Source organism: Aureimonas phyllosphaerae (genome assembly GCF_047943035.1).
In the GTDB taxonomy this organism is placed as follows: Bacteria; Pseudomonadota; Alphaproteobacteria; order Rhizobiales; family Rhizobiaceae; genus Aureimonas; species Aureimonas phyllosphaerae.
This window is the reverse complement of the sequence record NZ_CP181348.1, coordinates 2,822,706-2,841,299: the sequence shown is the minus strand read 5'-3', so window position 1 is coordinate 2,841,299 and position 18,594 is coordinate 2,822,706. Positions and strand designations below refer to the sequence as shown.

The following is an 18,594-nucleotide window of genomic DNA, read 5'->3' as shown; positions in this document are numbered from 1 at the left end:
GTCCCCGCCGTCCCCCGACGACGGAGTGATTGTGCACTATAGGCCCTGCGCCGTCCCCTCGTTCTTTGCCGCTGCCACCGGGGTCTTCGGATCGGCAACCGGAAAGAACGTATAGGACAGGGTGATGGTCGGAACCTCCTTGAGGTCCGGATCGTCCTGAATCGCTGGATCGACGAAGAAGACGACGGGCATGTCGACCTCCTCGCCCGGCTTCAGCGTCTGCTCGGTGAAGCAGAAGCACTGAACCTTGTTGAAGTAGATGCCGGCCGTCAGCGGCGTCACGTTGAACGTGGCCTGTGCCGTGACTAGCTTGTCCGAGTTGTTGCGCACGCGGTAGGCGGTCTGGCGGGTCTCGCCGAGATCGAGAGTGATCTGGCGTTCGACCGGCTGGAACGACCAGGGCACGTGACCGGACGCATTGGCATCGAAGCGAACCGTCACCGGATGATTCACGACGTTGGTCGACGCCGACTCGGCCCGCTGCGTCGTACCGCCATAGCCCGTCACCTGACAGAAAAGCTTGTAGAGAGGAACGGACGCGTAGGCCGCGCCGACCATGCCGAAGACGAACAGGCCGCATCCCAGCGCGATGGTGCGCGCATGGCGGGCGGCCTCGGCCGGCGTGCGTCGAGGAGCAGTATTCATCCGAGCCCTCCTCCGATCCGAAACAGGCTGACGACATAGAAGAGGACGACCAGCACTGCCAGCACCACGCCGATCGCAACCGACCGGCGGCGGCGCGCGCGCTGTTCGGCGGCCGTCAACTGCACGAGTTCGTCACGGGGCTCAGGCGACATGAGCCGCCCAGCCGTGAACCAGCAAGCCTTCGACCAGAAGCCAGGCAAACAGGGCGAAGAGGTAGACAATCGAGAACGCGAAGAGCTTCTTGGCCGGCGCCATCGTGGCATCGCCGTCGGGCATGCGCAGGACGCCGTAGGCCAGACGCAGGAAGTTCAGCCCGAGCGCGGCAGCGAGCACCCCGTAGGCGGGACTGGCAAAGCCCATCAGCGCCGGCAGGACACCGATCGGCGCGAGGATCAGGGAGTAGGCGAAAACGTGCCGGCGGGTCGACCGCTCGCCCGCTACATTGGGCAGCATCGGAATGCCGGCCGCGCCGTAGTCCTTCATCTTGAAGAGGGCCAACGCCCAGAAGTGCGGCGGGGTCCAGAGGAAAATGATGAGGAAGAGGACGAAGCCTTCCCACGAGACGCCACCGGTGACGGCCGCCCAGGCGACCATCGGCGGAAACGAACCGGCGGCACCGCCGATGACGATGTTCTGCGCGGTCGAGCGCTTCAGCCACATCGTGTAGAAGACGGCGTAGAAGGCGATCGTGAAGGCGAGGAAGCCTGCGGCGAACCAATTCGCCACGAGGCCGAGCAGCAGCACGGAGAAGACGGACAGCGCCAAGCCGAAGGACAGGGCGTTCTCGGGAGCGACCCGGCCAGACGGGATCGGACGCTTGGCGGTACGTGTCATGATGCGATCGATGTCGCGATCGTACCACATGTTGAGAGCACCGGAGGCTCCCGCGCCCAGCGCAATGGCGAGAAGCGAGACGAAGGCCAGCACCGGGTTCATGCTGCCGGGCGCCGCGAGCAGGCCGGTCGCGGCCGTCAGCACCACCAGCGACATCACGCGGGGCTTCAGGAGGGCGAAGTAGTCGCCCGGCTCCGCCAGGCTGATGCCGGGACGGGCTTCGCTCACGGCGGGAAAGTCGATGGCGCTCAACGTCATGCCTCTTGCAGTCCGGCCGGCCCTCGCGATGCCCGATCGGGATCGCAAGGCCGGACGTTCAGACGGATGATCCCGGCCGGAGCCGGGATCGATCTTCGGTTCCGCCGATCAGCGGATGCGCGGCAGTTCTTCCCACTGATGGAACGGCGGCGGCGAAGACAGGTGCCATTCCAGCGTGGTGGCGCCGACGCCCCAGGGGTTCGCTCCCGCCAGACGCTTACGGGCGAAGGCCTCGTAGACGATGTAGAGGAACAGGATCACCGAGAGGCCCGAGATGTAGGAGCCCATCGAGGACACGAAGTTCCACCCGGCGAAGGCATCGGGGTAGTCCGCATAGCGACGCGGCATGCCGGCAGCGCCGAGGAAGTGCTGCGGGAAGAACACGAGGTTCACGCCCACGAACATCACCCAGAAGTGCACCTTGCCGAGCGTCTCGTTGTACATGTAGCCGCTCATCTTCGGGAACCAATAGTACCAGCCCGCGAAGATGGCGAAGACGGCGCCAAGCGACAGCACGTAGTGGAAGTGCGCGACGACGTAGTAGGTGTCGTGGAGAACGCGGTCCATGCCGGCGTTGGCGAGCTTGACGCCCGTGACGCCACCGACCGTGAAGAGGAAGATGAACCCGATCGACCAGAGCATCGGCGTCGTGAAGCGCAGCGAACCACCCCACATGGTCGCGATCCACGAAAAGATCTTGATGCCGGTCGGCACCGCGATGACCATCGTGGCGAACACGAAGTAGCGCTGCGTGTTGAGCGAAATGCCCGAGGTGTACATGTGGTGCGCCCAGACCACGAAGCCGACGACGCCGATGGCGACCATGGCGTAGGCCATGCCGAGGTAGCCGAAGACCGGCTTCTTCGAGAAGGTCGAGATAATGTGCGACACGATGCCGAAGGCTGGCAGGATCATGATGTACACTTCGGGGTGGCCGAAGAACCAGAAGAGGTGCTGGTAGAGGATCGGATCACCGCCGCCTTCCGGCGCGAAGAACGTCGTGCCGAAGTTGCGGTCGGTTAGCACCATGGTGATGGCGCCGGCGAGGACAGGCAGCGACAGAAGAAGCAGGAAGGCGGTGACGAGCTGCGACCACGCGAACAGCGGCATCTTGTGGAGCGTCATGCCGGGCGCGCGCATGTTCAGGATCGTGGTGATCATGTTGATCGCGCCGAGGATCGACGAGGCACCCGACAGGTGCAGCGCGAAGATCGCGAGATCCACGGCCGGGCCGGGATGACCCGCAGTCGACAGCGGCGGATAGAGCGTCCAGCCCGTGCCGGCACCGTTCGCGCCCGGCGCACCCTCGACGAACATCGAGAGGATGAGAAGGAGCAGCGAGGGCGGCAGCAGCCAGAAGGCGATGTTGTTGACGCGCGGGAACGCCGTGTCCGGCGCACCGATCATGATCGGCACAAAGTAGTTGCCGAAGCCGCCGATAAGGGCCGGCATCACCATAAAGAACACCATCACCAGACCGTGGGCCGTGGTGAAGACGTTGAAGATCTGCGGGTTGCCGAAGATCTGAAGGCCTGGCTCCTGAAGCTCGGCGCGAATGGCGACGGAGAGGCTGCCACCGATCAGGCCCGCGACGATCGCGAAGATCAGGTAGAGGATGCCGATGTCTTTGTGGTTGGTCGAGTTGACCCAGCGCACCCACCCGGTCGGGTGGTGGGGATGGGCGTCGTGCGAAGCTGCATGAGCCATGGGGACGTTCCCTGGAGGAGGGTTCAGCGCTGCGCCACGACCGAGTTCGCGGAGGCGATCTCGGCGGTCAGCTGAGCGTTGGCGTTTTCGAGATTCTCGCGAGCGGCCGCGAGCCAGGTGGCGAACTGCTCCTGACTCACCACGCGCACGCCGATCGGCATGTTGTAGTGGTCACGTCCGCAGAGCTCCGAGCACTGTCCGTAGAAGATGCCCTCGCGATTCGCCTCGAACCAGTATTCGTTGATGCGACCCGGGACGGCGTCGACCTTCACGCCGAGCGACGGCATGGCGAAGGAGTGGATCACGTCGCCGCCGGTCGTCAGCAGGCGGACGACGGTGTTGACCGGAACGACCATCTCGTTGTCGACGGCCAGGAGGCGCGGATAGGCGGCGCGATCTTCCTTGCCGGCCGCGGCGCGTGCATCGTCGGCGATCGGATACGACAGATAGGACACCGGCTCGGCGGCAGGCTCGGCCGGGTTCGCCGGGGTCCCCGCGGCGGCCGAACCGGCGGCAGCGACGGTTTGGGCCGGCTGGTACTCGTAGCCCCAGTACCACTGGTAGCCCGTCGCCTTGACCGTCAGTTCAGGCTCGCGCGGCGGATTGTATTGCGCCGTCAGAAGCTGGAACGACGGGATCGCGAGGCAGAGCAGGATCAGGACCGGCGCCAGCGTCCAGATGACCTCGATCACCGTGTTGTGGCTGGTGCGCGAGGGGACCGGGTTGCGCTTCTCGCTGTAGCGGACCGCGACCCACGCCAGGAGAGCCGCCACGAGAATGACGACCGGTACCAGGAACCAGAGCGTATAGTTGCTGAACCAGTGGATCTGCGCCTCGATCGGCGACAGGGCCTCCTGGAGGTTGATCTGCCAGGGATGCGGCTGACCGGGGTGCTGAACGCTCTCTTGCGCGTACGCCGCCATGGTCGAGCCGGCCAGCGCGGCGGCGGCTAGGGCTGGTCTCTTCACGAATGCTCTCCCTCGTGGCAGGCTTTTCTTCCCACGGTCTGCGGTCTCGTCGCGGGTTCGATCGGGCTCGCAGGCCGCAAATCTCGAATGCCGCTAATGTGCAGGTGCCTCCTGCGCTTCAACCATGAAACCGCCCATTTCGCAACAAGCGGCCGACACGAGGCCTTGCGACAAAGTGCGAATGTTGCAGCGGGTCCGCGCCGGTGCCGAGCGTTGCGCGAACCTGTCGCCGCAGGCTCGACGGGGCGCGGAGGCCCGGCTAATTTCGCGCGTGGAATCCGGGCCTTGTCGTCGCCCGGTGCCTGGAAGGACACAATGAAGCTAACTCTCGCCACGGCTTTGGCCGCCCTCCCCTTCCTCTTGGCCGCCCCGGCGCAGGCGCAAACCGGCACGGTCAAGTCGCAGCACGGAGCCTGGGCGGTGGTCTGCGACCAGCCGGCCGGCGCGGCGGGAGAGCAATGTGCGCTTCTGCAGAATGTCGTGGCCGAGGACCGCCCCGAGGTCGGCCTGTCGGTGCTGGCGTTGAAGACGGCGGACGGCAAGGCGCGGATCCTGCGCGTGCTGGCGCCGCTCGGCATTCTCCTGCCGAACGGGTTGGGCCTTTATGTCGATGGCAAGGACATCGGCCGCGCGCAGTTCGTCCGCTGCTTCGAGGACGGCTGCTATGCCGAGGTGATCCTTGAGGATACGCTGCGCGACACGCTGTCGACCGGCAAGTCCGCGACGTTCATCGTCTTCCAGACGCCGGAAGAGGGAATCGGCATCCCCGTCGACCTCGCCGGCTTCCGCGAGGGCTTCGACGCGCTCCCGTAAGCGCCGGGTGACAAGGGGCAGCCGCCTGCCTATCTGTGCCGGGCACAACGTAGGCCAGCGGAGCGTAAGATGGCTTCTTCCCTGATCGACCTCTTCGACCTGTCGCGCGCGGAGGTCGAGGGCGTCGTCGCACAGACGCTCCACGGTGCCGACGACGGCGAACTCTTCATGGAATACCGCGAGCAGGAATCGCTTTTGTTCGACAACGGACGCTTGAAGGCGGGAGACTTCTCAACCGAGCAGGGCTTCGGGCTCCGCTGCGTCGCCGGCGAAGCGATCGGCTATGCTCATTCAGGCGACCTGTCGGCGGCCGCGCTGCGCCGGGCCGCCGCATCCGTGGGAGCGGTCCGGTACGGCCATTCCGGAAGTGCGGCTGAAGGCCCGACCGGAACGAACCGACGCCTGTACGGCGACGAAAACCCGATTCCCGAACCCACGTTCGCCGAGAAGGTGAAACTTCTCGGTGAGATCGACGCCTATCTTCGAAGCGCGGACGAGGCTGTGCGGCAGGTGAGCGTATCGCTCGCCTCGCAATGGCAGGTGGTCGAGATCCTGCGAGCGGACGGTCGGCTCGTGCGCGACGTGCGTCCGCTTGTGCGGTTGAACGTCTCGGTCGTGGCAGGACGCGGCGACCGTCAGGAGACGGGCTCGGGCGGTGCGGGCGGGCGTCACGATTTCTTGCGCCTTATGGACGGCGGAAACTGGCGCTCGCTTGCCGACGAGGCGCTGCGCCAGGCGCGACTGAATCTTGAGGCTGCCCCCGCCCCCGCCGGCACCTTTGATACGGTTCTGGCGTCCGGCTGGCCCGGCGTGATGCTTCACGAGGCAGTGGGTCACGGGCTCGAAGGCGACTACAATCGGAAAAAGACGTCGGCCTTCTCCGGCCTTCTCGGCCAGCAGGTGGCGGCTCGCGGCGTCACCGTGGTCGACGACGGGACGATCTCGGAGCGTCGCGGTTCGCTTTCGATCGACGACGAGGGAACGCCGACCAACCGAACCGTGCTGATCGAGGACGGCAAGCTGGTCAACTACATGCAGGATCGCCAGAACGCGCGGCTCATGGGGATGGAGGCGACCGGCAACGGTCGGCGCCAGTCCTTCGCCCACGTCCCAATGCCGCGCATGACCAACACGATGATGCTGGACGGGCCGCATACGCCGGAGGAAATTCTCGCCTCGGTGAAGGACGGCATCTACGCCGTCTCGTTCAACGGCGGGCAGGTCGACATCACCTCTGGCAAGTTCGTCTTCAACTGCACGGAGGCTTATCGCATCCGGGAGGGGAAGGTCTGTGAGCCTCTGAAAGGCGTCATGCTGATCGGCAACGGGCCGGACGCCATGCACCGGGTATCGATGGTCGGCAACGACGCAGCTTTGGATCTCGGCATCGGCAACTGCGGCAAGGCCGGTCAATGGGTGCCGGTCGGCGTCGGCCAGCCGCATCTGCGCATGGACCAGATGACGGTGGGCGGCACGGAAGCGTGACGCCCGACCGGTCGCATCAGGGATAGAGACGTTCGATCGCCCATTCTCGGTCGCCGGCCGCTTTCACGAAGCGGAAGCGGTCGTGCAGGCGGAACTCGCCGTCCTGCCAGAACTCGATCTCGATCGGCATGATCCTGAAACCCGACCAGTGCGGCGGACGCGGCACGTCGTTCCCGTATTTCGCCTCGACGTCGGCGACCTGCGCCTGCAGCACCTCGCGGCTGGCGAGCGGCCGGCTCTGCTGGGAGGCCCATGCGCCGACCTGGCTGCCATGCGGGCGGCCCTTGAAATAGGCGTCGGCCTCCGCTTGCGTCACGACCTCGACGGGTCCGCGGGCGCGGAACTGCCTGCGCTGACTCTTCCAGTGCATGCAGAGCGCCGCCTTGCGGGCGCCGAGGATCTGCTCCCCTTTCCGGCTCTCGAAATTGGTGTAGAAGACGAGTCCGCGCTCGTCGAACGCCTTGAGGAGAACCATCCGAACATCCGGCAGGCCGTCCGCATCGACGCTGGCCACCGCCATCGCCGTCGGATCGTTGATCTCCGTTTCCTCCGCATCGCGAAGCCAGACCTTGAGGGCCTCGTAAGGGTCCAAAGGCAATCCGCCTTCACCGAACATTAAGGTCGACTTGCTCATTCTTGAATCCAATTGTTCGAATATTGGTCCACCCGTACCTACGGCAGACGTGGTCGGTGGCAAAGGCCGAGTTTTGATGATGGAAGGAACGCGCCTCGTTCTCCTCTGCCTCTTTGCCGCAGCCCTCTCGGGTTGCACGGTGATCAGCGGCAAGGGGCTGGAGGAAGCGGCGGTCGACAAGTCTTTGACGACGGCCTCGATTCCGCCGATCGACCCTGCGGTCGCGGCCGAAACACTGTCCGACAGCCGCACCGTTCGAAACGCCGTGTCCGCGGCCGACATCACAACGGTGGACGCCGCCCCTCTCGCCTGGTCGAACGCCGACACCGGCGCGAGCGGAACGATTACCGCCATCAAGGAAACGCGGGCCGGCGAGGCGGTGTGCCGCCAGTTCACCACCTCGCGTCAGCGCTTCGACGGTGTCGCCCTCTATGCCGGCGAAGCCTGCACAACCGGACAGGGCGAGTGGACGCTGACGCGCTTCTCCGAGGACCGCTGACCGGCAGCCGGGAGACAGAAACCCCTTCAACTTCCGGTGACGGCTCGCCATATACTGCGCCATCGCCCAAATGACGGGCGATTCCCGATGATGCCCACGGGAGACTCATAAAGCCGATCAGGAACCCGACCCCGTATGCGCGACCCCTATACCGTTCTCGGCGTGGCCCGCTCCGCCAGCGAGGCGGAGATCAAGTCCGCCTTCCGCAAGCTCGCCAAGAAGTATCATCCGGACGCCAACGGCGACGACGCCGGGGCCAGCACCCGCTTCAACGAGGCCAATCAGGCCTACGAGATTCTCGGCGACAAGGAGAAGCGTGGGCAATTCGATCGCGGCGAGATCGATGCCGACGGCAAGCCGAAGTTTCAGGGTTTTTCCGGTTTCGGTGGCGGAGGGGGCGGCGGGACCAGTCCCTTCGGGTCAGGCGCGAGCAGCGGTGGATCGTTCGACTTTCGCAACGGTGGCGATTTCTCAGGCGCCGACAGCATCTTCGGCGATTTCTTCGAACAGACCTTCGGTGGCAAGCGCAACGCACGCTCGGGCTTCAACGCCGCGCGCAACACGCCCGCAAAGGGCGAGGACATCAACGCGACGCTGAAGGTGCGCCTTGAGGACGTCGTCTCCGACGCCAAGGTCGAGGCGATCTTTCCGAACGGCAAGCGCCTCGCGATCCGCCTGCCGGAGGGCGTCGAGGACGGCCAGGTCATCCGTTTGCGCGGTCAGGGCCAGCCGGCCGTCTTCAACGGCGGTCCTGCGGGCGACGCGCTGGTGACGATCTCCTTCGCGGACCACCCCCGCTTCTCCGTGTCGGGTCGCGATCTTCTTCTGGAACAGGACGTCGATCTCCAGACCGCCGTTCTCGGGGGGCGCGTGACCATCGAGACGCTGGACGGACGGGTTGCCACAAAGATCCAGCCCTGGACGACATCGGGTCGCACCTTGCGCCTGCGCGGCAAGGGACTGACCCGCAAGGACGGCGGTCGCGGCGACATCCTCGTGACACTGTCGATCGCGCTTCCTGCCGAACCGATGCCGGAACTCGTCGCACTGTTCGAAAAGCGGTGGGACGGTCAGGGCGACCCCTGAGCTCAGCCGACCAAGTGTTCCCGCCGCTTGCTGGCCGCGGGTGGCTATGCCATACCGCCGCCCCAGCGGGAAAATGCAAAACGTAACGAAGGAGTTCAGGCCATGGTAGATTCGTTGGGCCTGATGAAGGGAAAGCGCGGCGTCATCCTGGGCGTCGCCAACAACCGCTCCATCGCCTTCGGAATCGCCAAGGCCTTGGCCGCCCAGGGCGCCGAAATCGCCTTCACGTATCAGGGCGATGCGTTACGCAAGCGTGTCGAGCCGTTGGCCGCCGAGCTCGGCGCCTTCGTCTGCGGCCACTGCGACGTCGGTGATCCCGCCACCATCGATGCCTGCTTCAAGACGCTCGAAGAGAAGTGGGGCAAGCTCGACTTCCTCGTCCATGCGATCGGCTTCTCCGACAAGGACGAACTGACCGGACGCTACGTCGACACGACGGAAGCCAACTTCAACAAGACCATGAACATCTCGGTCTATTCCTTCACGGCCGTCGCACAGCGCGCCGAGAAGCTGATGACCGATGGCGGGTCGATGCTGACCCTCACCTACTACGGCGCCGAAAAGGTGATGCCGAACTACAACGTCATGGGCGTCGCCAAGGCTGCGCTCGAGGCGAGCGTGAAGTATCTTGCGGTCGATCTCGGCCCGAAGAATATTCGCGTCAACGCGATCTCGGCCGGCCCGATCAAGACCCTGGCCGCTTCCGGCATCGGTGACTTCCGCTACATTCTCAAGTGGAACGAGTACAACGCGCCGCTCCGCCGAACGGTGACGATCGAGGAAGTCGGCGATGTCGGCCTCTACCTCCTGTCGGACCTGTCGCGCTCGGTCACCGGCGAAGTGCACCATGCCGATTCCGGCTACCATGTGGTCGGCATGAAAGCGGTGGACGCGCCCGACATTTCCGTCATCAAGGACTGACGGATATTCCGCAGTGACCAACCTCCCCCTGATCTACCTCTGCCGTCACGGGCAGACGGACTGGAATGCCGCGGCGCGCCTTCAAGGCCAGAGCGACATTCCGCTCAATCGGACCGGTGAGGCGCAGGCTCGGCGCAACGGTCGTTACCTCGCCAATGTCCTCGGCGCGGACGGCGGAACCTTCGACTTCGTTTCCAGTCCAATGCTTCGCGCATCCGCGACGATGCGTGCAATCCGTCGCGAGATGGGACTGGAGATCGATAGCTTCCGCACCGACGAGCGCCTGATGGAAATCCATTTCGGCGACTGGCAGGGCTACACGGTCGCCGAACTGGCGAAGCGGTTTCCGGAAGAGTCCGCCCGGCGCAAGGCCGACAAATGGAATTTTCAGCCGCCCGGCGCCGGAGCGGAAACCTATCAGAGCCTCGCCGGACGCGTGGCTCCCGTTTTCCGCGAACTCGTCCGCCCGACCATTGTCGTCGCGCACGGCGGCATCACGCGCGCCTTCCTCAACGCCTTCGCTGGCATGTCGCCCGCGGAGGCTTCGCAGGCGGACATCCCGCAGGACCGCATTCTTCGCGCGTCCAACGGGCATTTCGACTGGGTCTAGGCCCCGGCCTCGTAGACCACGACGACCTGCATGCCCGGCCTGACGGCGGAATAATCGAAGATTTCCGGCAGCCGATAGGTCGCCCCGTCGGAAAGCTTCAGGGTTTCGTCTTCCCGATCGATCCGTTCGATCGTACCGTCCACTTCGCGCGCGGCCGCCGGATAGCTGGCGGACACGCTGAGAAAAGAACAGGCGAAGAAGGCGACGACCCGTCTCGTCATCCGGCAGCTCCCGCAGCGGCTCGGGGGAGTGCTGGACCCCCGGCTCGATTCGAACGATGCGAGGTTCAGCGACGATTGTGGTTTTTTCGGGCGGCCGGCGGCTTGCCGCGCCGGCAAATTCGCTGCATCAACCCCGCCCATGCGGCCGTCGTGCCGACGTTTGTGCGCCAACGGGATCGGCAGACTTTTCATGTCGCATAACAGCTTCGGCCACCTCTTCCGCGTGACGACCTGGGGCGAAAGCCACGGCGCCGCGATCGGCTGCGTCGTGGACGGAACGCCGCCGGGCCTGCGCTTCTCGGAAGCGCAGATCCAGCGCTACCTCGACGAGCGCCGCCCCGGCCAGTCGCGCTACACGACGCAGCGGCAGGAGCCCGATCAGGTGCGCGTCCTGTCGGGCGTCATGCCCGGCGAAGCGGACGGCGAACTCGTCTCGACCGGCACGCCGATCGCCCTCCATATCGACAACGTCGATCAGCGATCGAAAGACTATTCCGAGATCGCGCGGCGGTATCGCCCGGGTCACGCCGACATCACCTACGACATGAAGTACGGCGTCCGCGACTATCGCGGCGGCGGTCGCTCCTCTGCGCGCGAGACGGCGACGCGGGTTGCTGCCGGCGCGATTGCCCGCCTCGTGGTGCCCGGCCTCGTCGTGCGCGGGGCGCTTGTCCAGATCGGCGGTGTCGCCATCGACCGCTCGCGCTTCGACTGGGACGAGACGCGGCGCAACCCGTTCTTCTGTCCCGACGCGCAGACGGCGGAACGCTGGGCCGATCTTCTCGACGGCGTTCGCAAGCGCGGCTCCTCGATCGGTGCCGTGGTCGAGGTGGTCGCGGACGGCGTGCCGCCCGGTCTCGGAGCCCCGCTCTACGGCAAGCTGGACGCCGACATTGCCGCGGGCCTCATGTCGATCAATGCCGTGAAGGGCGTCGAGATCGGCGACGGCTTCGCCTCGGCCGCCCTCTCCGGCGAAGACAATGCCGACGAAATCCGCATGGGCGATGACGGACGACCGCAGTTCTTGTCGAACCATGCCGGCGGCATTCTCGGGGGCATCGCGACGGGCCAGCCCATCGTCGCGCGCTTTGCGGTGAAGCCGACGTCCTCGATCCTCACCCCGCGCCGCTCGGTCGATGCCGACGGGCAGGAGGTCGACGTGATGACCAAGGGCCGGCACGACCCCTGCGTCGGCATTCGGGCGGTGCCGATCGGCGAAGCCATGGTGGCTTGCGCGATCGCGGATCACTATCTGAGGCACCGGGCGCAAACCGGCCGATGAAACCGGTTCGAAGCGTTTGGATGTCTGTCCTTTCAATCGGAGACGTTTGCCCGTGATGACGCGTCTCTACCACCACCCGATCTTCGCCGAGCATTTGACCGGCCCCGGCCATCCCGAGCGTCCCGAACGCATGGCCGCCGTTGCTGCCGCCCTGGAGGCGGAGGCCTTCCAGAACCTCGACCGGGTGCTCGCGCCCGAAGGTTCGGTGGAGGCGGTCTATCGCTGCCATTCCGTCGATCATGTCCGCAAGATCGCACGCGCGACGCCAGCCGAGGGGATGACGCGCATCGACGGCGACACCGTCGTCAGCCCGAAGAGCTTCTCCGCGGCGCTGCATGCGGTCGGTGCCGCCTGTGCCGCAGTGGACGATGTTGTCTCGGGCGAGGCGCGCAACGTATTCGTCGCAGCCCGACCGCCCGGCCACCACGCCGAGCGCGAGACTGCAATGGGTTTCTGCCTGTTCAACCAGGCCGCCGTCGCGGCCCGCCACGCTCAGGCGGTCCACGGACTGGAGAAGGTCGCGATCGTCGACTGGGACGTCCACCATGGGAACGGGACGCAGGACATCTTCTGGTCCGACCCGTCGGTGATGTACGTCTCGACCCATCAGGCACCGCTCTATCCGGGCACCGGCGCGGAAGCCGAAACGGGCGCCGGCAATATCGTCAACGTCCCGTTGAGCGAGGGAGACGGGACCGACGAGTTTCGCGCGGCCTTCGCCGAGCGCGTCCTTCCGGCGCTGATCCGGTTCCGGCCCGACCTCGTCATCATTTCCGCCGGATTCGACGCGCATCACCGTGATCCGCTCGCCGGGCTCAATCTCATCGAGGCCGACTTCGACTGGGCGACCGGCAAGCTCCTCGATATCGCATCCCGCTTTTCCGGCAACCGTCTCGTGAGCGTGCTGGAGGGCGGCTACGACCTCGTCGGCCTGGAACGATCGGTCGCCGCACATGTGCAGCGGCTGATGGTCGGCTGACCGCGAGCATCACAAAGGTTCATCATGTCCGACACGATCGCCCCCCTGCCCGCCGACGACAGCGACATCCGACGCATGAGCTTCGAGGAAGCCCTGTCGGCTCTCGAGCGCATCGTTTCGGATCTCGAGCGCGGCGACGTAGCGCTCGAGCACTCGATCCGCATCTACGAACGGGGCGAGAAGCTGAAGTCGCATTGCGATCGGCTGCTCTCCGCCGCCGAGGACAAGGTCGAGAAGATCAAGCTTTCGCGCGGCGGCAAGGCCGTCGACGTCGAGCCGCTCGATCCGGTCTGACCGCCGGGGCGGCCGGTGGACAACCCGTCCTGAAACGGTTCTAACAGGCCCGACCTACGGGGCGCGCGTCTGCGTCGGCCTTCGCATCAGGAGATGTCCTTGTCCCAGCGTCCGTCCACGCCGCTTCTCGATCGCATCGCCTCCCCGGCGGATCTCCGGGCCTTGCCCGAGACGTCGCTTCGGCAGGTGGCCGACGAACTGCGCCTGGACCTGATCGACGCGGTCTCGCGCACCGGCGGGCACCTCGGAGCCGGTCTCGGCGTCGTGGAACTGACAGTCGCGATCCATGCCGTCTTCGACACGCCTGCCGATCGGCTGATCTGGGACGTCGGGCATCAGGCCTATCCGCACAAGATCCTGACCGGCCGCCGCGAGGCGATGCGCACCGTCCGCCAAGAGGGCGGCGTCTCCGGCTTCGCCAAGCGCACCGAAAGCGAGTACGATCCGTTCGGCGCCGGCCACTCCTCGACCTCGATCTCGGCCGGCCTCGGCATGGCGGTCGCCGCCGAGATGGACGGTCGCCGCAACAACGTCATCGCGGTGATCGGCGACGGCGCGATGACGGCCGGCATGGCCTACGAGGCGATGAACAACGCCGGCGCGCTCGATGCCCGGCTGATCGTGATCCTCAACGACAACGACATGTCGATCGCGCCGCCGACCGGCGCGCTCAGCGCCTATCTTGCGCGACTGGTCTCCGGAAAGACCTACCGCACGCTGCGCAACCGCGCGAAGACCGTGACGAGCCACCTGCCCGAGTTCGTTCGCGAGGGCGCGCGCAAGACGGAAGAATACACGCGGGGCTTCCTGACCGGGGGCACGATGTTCGAGGAGCTTGGCTTCTACTATGTCGGCCCGATCGACGGGCACGACCTCGACCATCTGCTGCCCGTTTTGAGGAACGTGCGCGACAACGGCGACGGTCCCGTGCTGATCCACATCGTCACCCGCAAGGGCAAGGGCTACGCACCGGCCGAGGCCAGCGCCGACAAGTATCACGGCGTGTCGAAGTTCGACGTGGTGACGGGCACCCAGTCCAAGCCGAAGTCGAATGCCCCGAGCTACACCAAGGTCTTCGCTGAGACGCTGATCCAAGAAGCGCGCGAGGACGAGAAGATCGTCGCGATCAACGCGGCGATGCCGGACGGCACCGGCCTCGACCTCTTCGGACAGGCTTTCCCGAAGCGCACGTTCGACGTCGGTATCGCCGAGCAGCATGCGGTGACCTTCGCGGCGGGCCTTGCCACCGAAGGCTACAAGCCCTTCGTCGCGATCTATTCGACCTTCCTTCAGCGCGCCTACGACCAGATCGTGCATGACGTCGCGATCCAGCATCTGCCCGTGCGCTTCGCGATCGACCGTGCCGGTTTCGTCGGCGCCGACGGGCCGACCCATGCCGGCTCGTTCGATACGGGGTTCCTATGCCCGCTTCCGGGCATGGTGGTGATGGCGGCGGCCGACGAGGCTGAGCTGCGTCACATGGTCCGCACCGCCGTCGAGCACGAGGATGGCCCGATCTCGTTCCGCTATCCGCGCGGCAACGGCACGGGCGTCGAGATGCCCGAGCGTGGACGCGCGCTGGAGATCGGTCGCGGCCGGATCGTCCGCGAGGGCTCGAAGGTCGCCATCCTGTCCTTCGGCTCGCGTCTCGCCGAGGCGGTCGCCGCGGCCGAGGAACTGGAAGGGTTCGGCCTGTCGACCACGGTGGCCGATGCTCGCTTCGCCAAGCCGCTCGACACCGACCTGATCCGGCGCCTCGCCGCGAACCACGAGGTGCTGATCCTGATCGAGGAAGGCGCATCCGGCGGCTTCGCCGCGCAGGTTCTGGAGCATATGGCGCGCCACGGCCTGATGGATCGCGGCGTCAAGGTCCGGCCGATGACGATGCCCGACCGCTTCGTCGACCATGCCGCGCCCGAGGCCATGATCAAGGTTTCCGGCCTCGACCGCGCTGCGATTGTCGAGACAGTGTTCCGCGCGCTAGGCGACACGGCGCAGCGCGTCATGCGCGCCTGAGACGGGTCGGAATGAACGCACAGCGCATCCGCCTGGACCAGCTCGTCGCCGAGCGTCGTCTTCTCGACTCGCGCGCGCGGGCGCGCGATGCGATCTTGCGCGGCCGTGTCCGCGTCGAGGGCGTCGTGGTCTCGAAGCCCGGCCAGAGCGTGGACGAAAACGCGCAGGTCGAACTCGACGACCCGGCAGCGGCCTACGTGTCGCGTGCGGCGCTGAAGCTCCTCGCCGGCCTCGAAGCGTTCGACATTCACGCGGACGGGCTCGACGCCCTCGATGTCGGCGCCTCGACCGGCGGGTTCACGCAAGTTCTCCTGGAGCACGGCGCCGCGCATGTGATCGCCGTCGATGTCGGCCACGGGCAGTTGCACACGACGTTGCGCGAGGATGCGCGTGTCACATGCCTCGAAGGGCTGAACGCGCGTGATCTCTCAGCCGAGCATCTCGGCGGACGCCGGATCGGTCTCGTCGCGTCCGACGTGAGCTTCATCTCGCTGCGGTTGGCGCTCCCCCCGGCCCTCGCGCTGGCTGAGAGCGGCGCGAAGGCCGTGCTCCTCGTCAAGCCGCAATTCGAGGCCGGGCGCGAGGCGATCGGCAAGGGCGGCCTGCTGCGGGATCCGACCACGGCGCCCTCGATCGCGGCCGAACTGGCGGAGTGGCTGAACGAGCAGCCCGGCTGGCGGTCTCTCGGGATCGTTCCGTCGCCGATCACAGGAGGCGACGGCAACATGGAATTTCTGTTGGGTGGAGTGAAGGCGTGAGCGAGCAGGTTGCGATCGATGCGCTGGGAACGCGCGGCGACGGCATCGCGCGCCAGCCGACCACGGTCTTCGTCCCGTTCGCACTGCCGGGCGAGCGCGTGACGATCGAGCGCCAGGGGGGCCGCGGCCAGCTCCTGTCGGTCGACGCGCCCTCGCCCGACCGGCGCGAGGCGCCGTGCCCCCATTTCGGCCGCTGCGGGGGCTGCGACCTGCAGCATCTCAGTGACGATCTCTACGCGACGTTCAAGCGCGACCTCGTGGTCGACGCCCTGTCGCGCGAAGGCTTGTCGCCGGATGTCGCGCCGCTCGTGCCGTGCGACCCCGCCTCGCGCCGCCGCGCCGTCTTTACCGCCGTGCGGGCGGGACCGAGGGTTCTCTTCGGCTTTCACGAGGCGCTGAGCCACCGGATCGCGCCGATCGAAACCTGCCTCGTCGTCGTGCCGGAGATCGTCGCGCGGCTGAAGCGCTTCGAACGGCTGGCGACGATTCTGATCGACCGCAAGCGCGAGCTGCGGATGACGGTCACGCGCACCACGACCGGGCTCGACGTCGCCATCGAGCAGACCGCCAAGCTCACCGGCGACCTCCGGCAGGCGACGATCGCCTGGGGCGCGGAGGATGGCGCGGTCGCACGCCTCTCCGTCGATGGCGAGACGCTGATCGAGAACCGCGTCCCGGTGATCGACGTGGCCGGCATCGCCGTCCCCTTCCCGCCCGGCGCATTCCTGCAGGCGGTCGGCCGGGCCGAGGAGCGCATGGCCGAGATCGCCTTGGCGCATCTCGCGCCGTCGAAGTCGGTCGCCGATCTCTTCTCCGGCTTCGGCGCCTTCTCGCTGCGACTAGCCCAGCGCCACGCGGTGCACGCGGCCGAGTTCGACGCGCCGGCTCTCGCCGCGCTGGAAAAGGCCAAGCGCGGCGCGAGCGGGCTGAAGCCGATCGCCATCGAGCGGCGCGATCTCTATCGCCGTCCGCTAACCGTCAAGGAGCTGTCGAAGTTCGACGGTGTCCTGTTCGATCCGCCGCGCGCCGGCGCGGAGGCGCAGTCTCGCGAACTGGCGGCTTCTACGGTCAAGCGGATCGCCGCCGTATCCTGCAATCCGGTGACCCTCGCGCGCGATGCCGCGATCCTGGTCGGCGGCGGGTACAGGCTCCTGTCGGTCACGCCGATCGACCAGTTCCTCTGGTCTCACCATGTCGAGGCGGTCGCTCTCTTCGAGCGTTGAGGGCGCGATGCTGAACTGGATCACCGGCTTTCTGCAGGAATACGGCTACGGCATCCTGTTCCTGTCTATCTTTCTGGAATCGACCGGACTGCCGTTTCCGGGCGAGAGCATCCTGATCGCGGCGGGCATCATGGCCGGGCACGGCCAGCTGAATGTCTGGGGCGTCTTCTTCTCCGCTTGGCTCGGCGGTACGCTCGGCGACAATCTCGGCTACTGGCTCGGCTACCGTTACGGCAGCCAACTCGTCGCGCGGCACGGCCATCGCATCGGGCTGACGCAGGAAAAGTATCGCTATGTCGAGGAGCGGTTCCGCACGGTCGGGCCGCCGATCGTCCTGATCGCCCGCTTCATCCTGATCCTACGCCAAGTCTGCGGCTTCGCGGCCGGGACGCTGCATTTCCCGTGGTGGTCGTTCCTCTTCTATAACGCTCTCGGCGCTGCCCTCTGGTCGGGCGCCTACGGCTTCGGTGCCTACGTTCTCGGCGACCGGATCGACACCTATCTCCACGGCAGCCCATGGGCGTATGCGGCGATCGCAGCCGTGTTCCTGATCCTCAGCGGCGGGACCGTGCTCCAGTTCCGCCGCAAACTGAAGGCTCAGCGCGAGAAACCGTCCTAACCGCGCGTCAGGAACGCGGCGAAGGCCGCCTGCGCCTCGAGGGAACGGAGACGCTCCTGGAAATGGTCCGCCTCCAGCACGATGCGTTCACGCACGGCGTCCGGCGTCGCCCGTAGGAGATCGCGGCCGATCCGCACCGCCTCGCGCGGTTTCGCCGCGAGACGACGCGCCGCCGCTTCGCCGTCGGCTTCCGCATCGGCCACGATCGAAAGGACGAGGCCGGCCTCGCGCGCTCTTTCCGCGTCCCACGTCTCGCCCATCACGAGAAGCGCGAAGGCACGCTGGTGCCCCATCGCCAGGGGGCCGAGGAGGCTCGAGGCCGCCTCCGGCACGATGCCGAGATCGGAAAAGGGCGTGCGGAACAGCGAACGCGGCGTGGCGTAGACGAGATCGCAGTGGAGAAGCAGCGTCGTGCCGATCCCGATCGCCAGCCCGTCCACCGCAGCGATCATCGGCTTTCCGACCCCGGCCAGCGTGTGGAGGAAGTCCATCAACTCGCCCATCGGTCGGTCGGATCCGGCGAAGGCGACAAAGTCGGCGATATCGTTGCCGGCGGAAAAGGCGCCCGGAGAACCGCAGAAGAGAATGCAGCCGACGGACGGGTCGGCGTCGGCGCGCGACAAGGCGTCGTCCAGCGCGCGATACATCGCCCGGTCGAGGGCATTCTTCTTTTCGGCGCGGTCGATGCGGATGCGGCAAACGCCGTCGCTGGTCTCGACGCGAATGTGCTGGCTCATGTCGG

The 18,594-nt window shown here is 66.4% G+C and carries 21 protein-coding genes; 13 read left to right on the top strand and 8 right to left on the bottom strand.

Features of this window, described 5'->3' with window-relative positions; all coding sequences use genetic code 11:
* Positions 1-36: 36 nt before the first annotated feature.
* The 5 genes from ACLNGM_RS13475 to coxB all read right to left on the bottom strand — a co-directional run bounded on the left by ACLNGM_RS13475 (position 37) and on the right by coxB (position 4,412).
* Positions 37-645 carry a cytochrome c oxidase assembly protein gene (locus ACLNGM_RS13475; RefSeq protein ID WP_416355311.1) on the bottom strand — a complete coding sequence of 203 codons (609 nt, stop codon included), beginning with the start codon at positions 643-645 and terminating at the stop codon, positions 37-39.
* On the bottom strand, positions 642-797 hold the full coding sequence (locus ACLNGM_RS13470) for a protoheme IX farnesyltransferase (protein ID WP_416355310.1): 156 nt from the start codon (positions 795-797) through the stop codon (positions 642-644). The genes ACLNGM_RS13475 and ACLNGM_RS13470 overlap by 4 nt, the downstream gene beginning before the upstream one ends.
* A complete protein-coding gene (locus ACLNGM_RS13465) occupies positions 787-1,737 on the bottom strand; it encodes a heme o synthase (RefSeq protein ID WP_416355309.1) in 951 nt (316 codons plus the stop codon). Before ACLNGM_RS13465 ends, ACLNGM_RS13470 begins: the two co-directional genes overlap by 11 nt.
* Before the next feature lie 108 nt (positions 1,738-1,845).
* On the bottom strand, positions 1,846-3,444 hold the full coding sequence (gene ctaD, locus ACLNGM_RS13460) for a cytochrome c oxidase subunit I (RefSeq protein WP_055883876.1): 1,599 nt from the start codon (positions 3,442-3,444) through the stop codon (positions 1,846-1,848).
* Between the two features lie 23 nt (positions 3,445-3,467).
* Positions 3,468-4,412, bottom strand: a complete 945-nt coding sequence (coxB, locus tag ACLNGM_RS13455) for a cytochrome c oxidase subunit II (RefSeq protein WP_416355308.1) — start codon at positions 4,410-4,412, stop codon at positions 3,468-3,470.
* A gap of 315 nt (positions 4,413-4,727) precedes the next feature.
* Between coxB and ACLNGM_RS13450 the strand changes: the two genes are divergently transcribed.
* Positions 4,728-5,225, top strand: coding sequence for an invasion associated locus B family protein (locus tag ACLNGM_RS13450; protein ID WP_416355307.1), 498 nt, complete (start codon positions 4,728-4,730; stop codon positions 5,223-5,225).
* Between the two features lie 69 nt (positions 5,226-5,294).
* Complete coding sequence (locus tag ACLNGM_RS13445) at positions 5,295-6,710, top strand: TldD/PmbA family protein (protein WP_416355306.1); 1,416 nt, start codon at positions 5,295-5,297, stop codon at positions 6,708-6,710.
* A gap of 16 nt (positions 6,711-6,726) precedes the next feature.
* Here ACLNGM_RS13445 and pdxH read toward each other — a convergent pair whose 3' ends face one another.
* Entirely contained in the window at positions 6,727-7,344 is a 618-nt protein-coding gene (gene pdxH, locus ACLNGM_RS13440; protein WP_416355305.1) for a pyridoxamine 5'-phosphate oxidase, read from the bottom strand.
* Positions 7,345-7,420: 76 nt separating this feature from the next.
* Between pdxH and ACLNGM_RS13435 the strand changes: the two genes are divergently transcribed.
* The 4 genes from ACLNGM_RS13435 to ACLNGM_RS13420 all read left to right on the top strand — a co-directional run bounded on the left by ACLNGM_RS13435 (position 7,421) and on the right by ACLNGM_RS13420 (position 10,460).
* On the top strand, positions 7,421-7,843 hold the full coding sequence (locus tag ACLNGM_RS13435) for an RT0821/Lpp0805 family surface protein (protein WP_244545867.1): 423 nt from the start codon (positions 7,421-7,423) through the stop codon (positions 7,841-7,843).
* A gap of 135 nt (positions 7,844-7,978) precedes the next feature.
* Positions 7,979-8,929, top strand: coding sequence for a DnaJ C-terminal domain-containing protein (locus ACLNGM_RS13430; protein ID WP_416355304.1), 951 nt, complete (start codon positions 7,979-7,981; stop codon positions 8,927-8,929).
* 102 nt (positions 8,930-9,031) lie between these two features.
* On the top strand, positions 9,032-9,850 hold the full coding sequence (gene fabI, locus ACLNGM_RS13425; protein ID WP_416355303.1) for an enoyl-ACP reductase FabI: 819 nt from the start codon (positions 9,032-9,034) through the stop codon (positions 9,848-9,850).
* 13 nt (positions 9,851-9,863) lie between these two features.
* Positions 9,864-10,460, top strand: coding sequence for a histidine phosphatase family protein (locus tag ACLNGM_RS13420; protein ID WP_416355302.1), 597 nt, complete (start codon positions 9,864-9,866; stop codon positions 10,458-10,460).
* On the opposite strand, the gene ACLNGM_RS13415 is transcribed toward ACLNGM_RS13420, so the two are convergent.
* On the bottom strand, positions 10,457-10,873 hold the full coding sequence (locus ACLNGM_RS13415) for a DUF1344 domain-containing protein (protein WP_416355301.1): 417 nt from the start codon (positions 10,871-10,873) through the stop codon (positions 10,457-10,459). The two genes, ACLNGM_RS13420 and ACLNGM_RS13415, sit on opposite strands and share 4 nt — an antisense overlap.
* Here ACLNGM_RS13415 and aroC point away from each other — a divergent pair.
* The 7 genes from aroC (at position 10,872) to ACLNGM_RS13380 (ending at position 17,852) form a co-directional block, all read left to right on the top strand.
* Positions 10,872-11,963, top strand: a complete 1,092-nt coding sequence (gene aroC / locus ACLNGM_RS13410; RefSeq protein ID WP_416355300.1) for a chorismate synthase — start codon at positions 10,872-10,874, stop codon at positions 11,961-11,963. The genes ACLNGM_RS13415 and aroC overlap by 2 nt on opposite strands.
* Positions 11,964-12,015: 52 nt before the next feature.
* A complete protein-coding gene (locus ACLNGM_RS13405) occupies positions 12,016-12,942 on the top strand; it encodes a histone deacetylase family protein (protein ID WP_416355299.1) in 927 nt (308 codons plus the stop codon).
* A gap of 24 nt (positions 12,943-12,966) precedes the next feature.
* Positions 12,967-13,236, top strand: a complete 270-nt coding sequence (locus tag ACLNGM_RS13400) for an exodeoxyribonuclease VII small subunit (RefSeq protein WP_055883845.1) — start codon at positions 12,967-12,969, stop codon at positions 13,234-13,236.
* A 99-nt stretch (positions 13,237-13,335) separates the two neighbouring features.
* Positions 13,336-15,252, top strand: coding sequence for a 1-deoxy-D-xylulose-5-phosphate synthase (gene dxs / locus ACLNGM_RS13395; protein ID WP_416355298.1), 1,917 nt, complete (start codon positions 13,336-13,338; stop codon positions 15,250-15,252).
* An 11-nt stretch (positions 15,253-15,263) separates the two neighbouring features.
* On the top strand, positions 15,264-16,010 hold the full coding sequence (locus ACLNGM_RS13390) for a TlyA family RNA methyltransferase (RefSeq protein ID WP_416355297.1): 747 nt from the start codon (positions 15,264-15,266) through the stop codon (positions 16,008-16,010).
* Positions 16,007-17,233 (top strand): class I SAM-dependent RNA methyltransferase, encoded by a 1,227-nt coding sequence (locus ACLNGM_RS13385; protein WP_416355296.1) that lies wholly within the window; start codon positions 16,007-16,009, stop codon positions 17,231-17,233. The genes ACLNGM_RS13390 and ACLNGM_RS13385 overlap by 4 nt, the downstream gene beginning before the upstream one ends.
* Before the next feature lie 7 nt (positions 17,234-17,240).
* The gene (locus ACLNGM_RS13380; protein WP_175526856.1) at positions 17,241-17,852 is read left to right on the top strand and encodes a DedA family protein; all 612 of its coding nucleotides are present in this window, start codon (positions 17,241-17,243) and stop codon (positions 17,850-17,852) included.
* Here ACLNGM_RS13380 and ACLNGM_RS13375 read toward each other — a convergent pair.
* Positions 17,849-18,589 (bottom strand): crotonase/enoyl-CoA hydratase family protein, encoded by a 741-nt coding sequence (locus tag ACLNGM_RS13375; protein WP_416355295.1) that lies wholly within the window; start codon positions 18,587-18,589, stop codon positions 17,849-17,851. The two genes, ACLNGM_RS13380 and ACLNGM_RS13375, sit on opposite strands and share 4 nt — an antisense overlap.
* Positions 18,590-18,594: the final 5 nt, after the last annotated feature.

Bases quoted from the DNA above. Each gene is read 5' to 3' on its own strand.
- ctaD (WP_055883876.1), bottom strand. From the start codon at position 3,444: ATGGCTCATGCAGCTTCGCACGACGCCCATCCCCACCACCCGACCGGG.
- ACLNGM_RS13465 (WP_416355309.1), bottom strand. From the start codon at position 1,737: ATGACGTTGAGCGCCATCGACTTTCCCGCCGTGAGCGAAGCCCGTCCC.
- ACLNGM_RS13375 (WP_416355295.1), bottom strand. From the start codon at position 18,589: ATGAGCCAGCACATTCGCGTCGAGACCAGCGACGGCGTTTGCCGCATC.
- ACLNGM_RS13430 (WP_416355304.1), top strand. From the start codon at position 7,979: ATGCGCGACCCCTATACCGTTCTCGGCGTGGCCCGCTCCGCCAGCGAG.
- ACLNGM_RS13450 (WP_416355307.1), top strand. From the start codon at position 4,728: ATGAAGCTAACTCTCGCCACGGCTTTGGCCGCCCTCCCCTTCCTCTTG.
- aroC (WP_416355300.1), top strand. From the start codon at position 10,872: ATGTCGCATAACAGCTTCGGCCACCTCTTCCGCGTGACGACCTGGGGC.
- ACLNGM_RS13390 (WP_416355297.1), top strand. From the start codon at position 15,264: ATGAACGCACAGCGCATCCGCCTGGACCAGCTCGTCGCCGAGCGTCGT.
- ACLNGM_RS13445 (WP_416355306.1), top strand. From the start codon at position 5,295: ATGGCTTCTTCCCTGATCGACCTCTTCGACCTGTCGCGCGCGGAGGTC.
- ACLNGM_RS13435 (WP_244545867.1), top strand. From the start codon at position 7,421: ATGATGGAAGGAACGCGCCTCGTTCTCCTCTGCCTCTTTGCCGCAGCC.
- ACLNGM_RS13470 (WP_416355310.1), bottom strand. From the start codon at position 797: ATGTCGCCTGAGCCCCGTGACGAACTCGTGCAGTTGACGGCCGCCGAA.
- ACLNGM_RS13400 (WP_055883845.1), top strand. From the start codon at position 12,967: ATGTCCGACACGATCGCCCCCCTGCCCGCCGACGACAGCGACATCCGA.
- ACLNGM_RS13415 (WP_416355301.1), bottom strand. From the start codon at position 10,873: ATGAAAAGTCTGCCGATCCCGTTGGCGCACAAACGTCGGCACGACGGC.
- ACLNGM_RS13380 (WP_175526856.1), top strand. From the start codon at position 17,241: ATGCTGAACTGGATCACCGGCTTTCTGCAGGAATACGGCTACGGCATC.
- ACLNGM_RS13475 (WP_416355311.1), bottom strand. From the start codon at position 645: ATGAATACTGCTCCTCGACGCACGCCGGCCGAGGCCGCCCGCCATGCG.
- pdxH (WP_416355305.1), bottom strand. From the start codon at position 7,344: ATGAGCAAGTCGACCTTAATGTTCGGTGAAGGCGGATTGCCTTTGGAC.
- fabI (WP_416355303.1), top strand. From the start codon at position 9,032: ATGGTAGATTCGTTGGGCCTGATGAAGGGAAAGCGCGGCGTCATCCTG.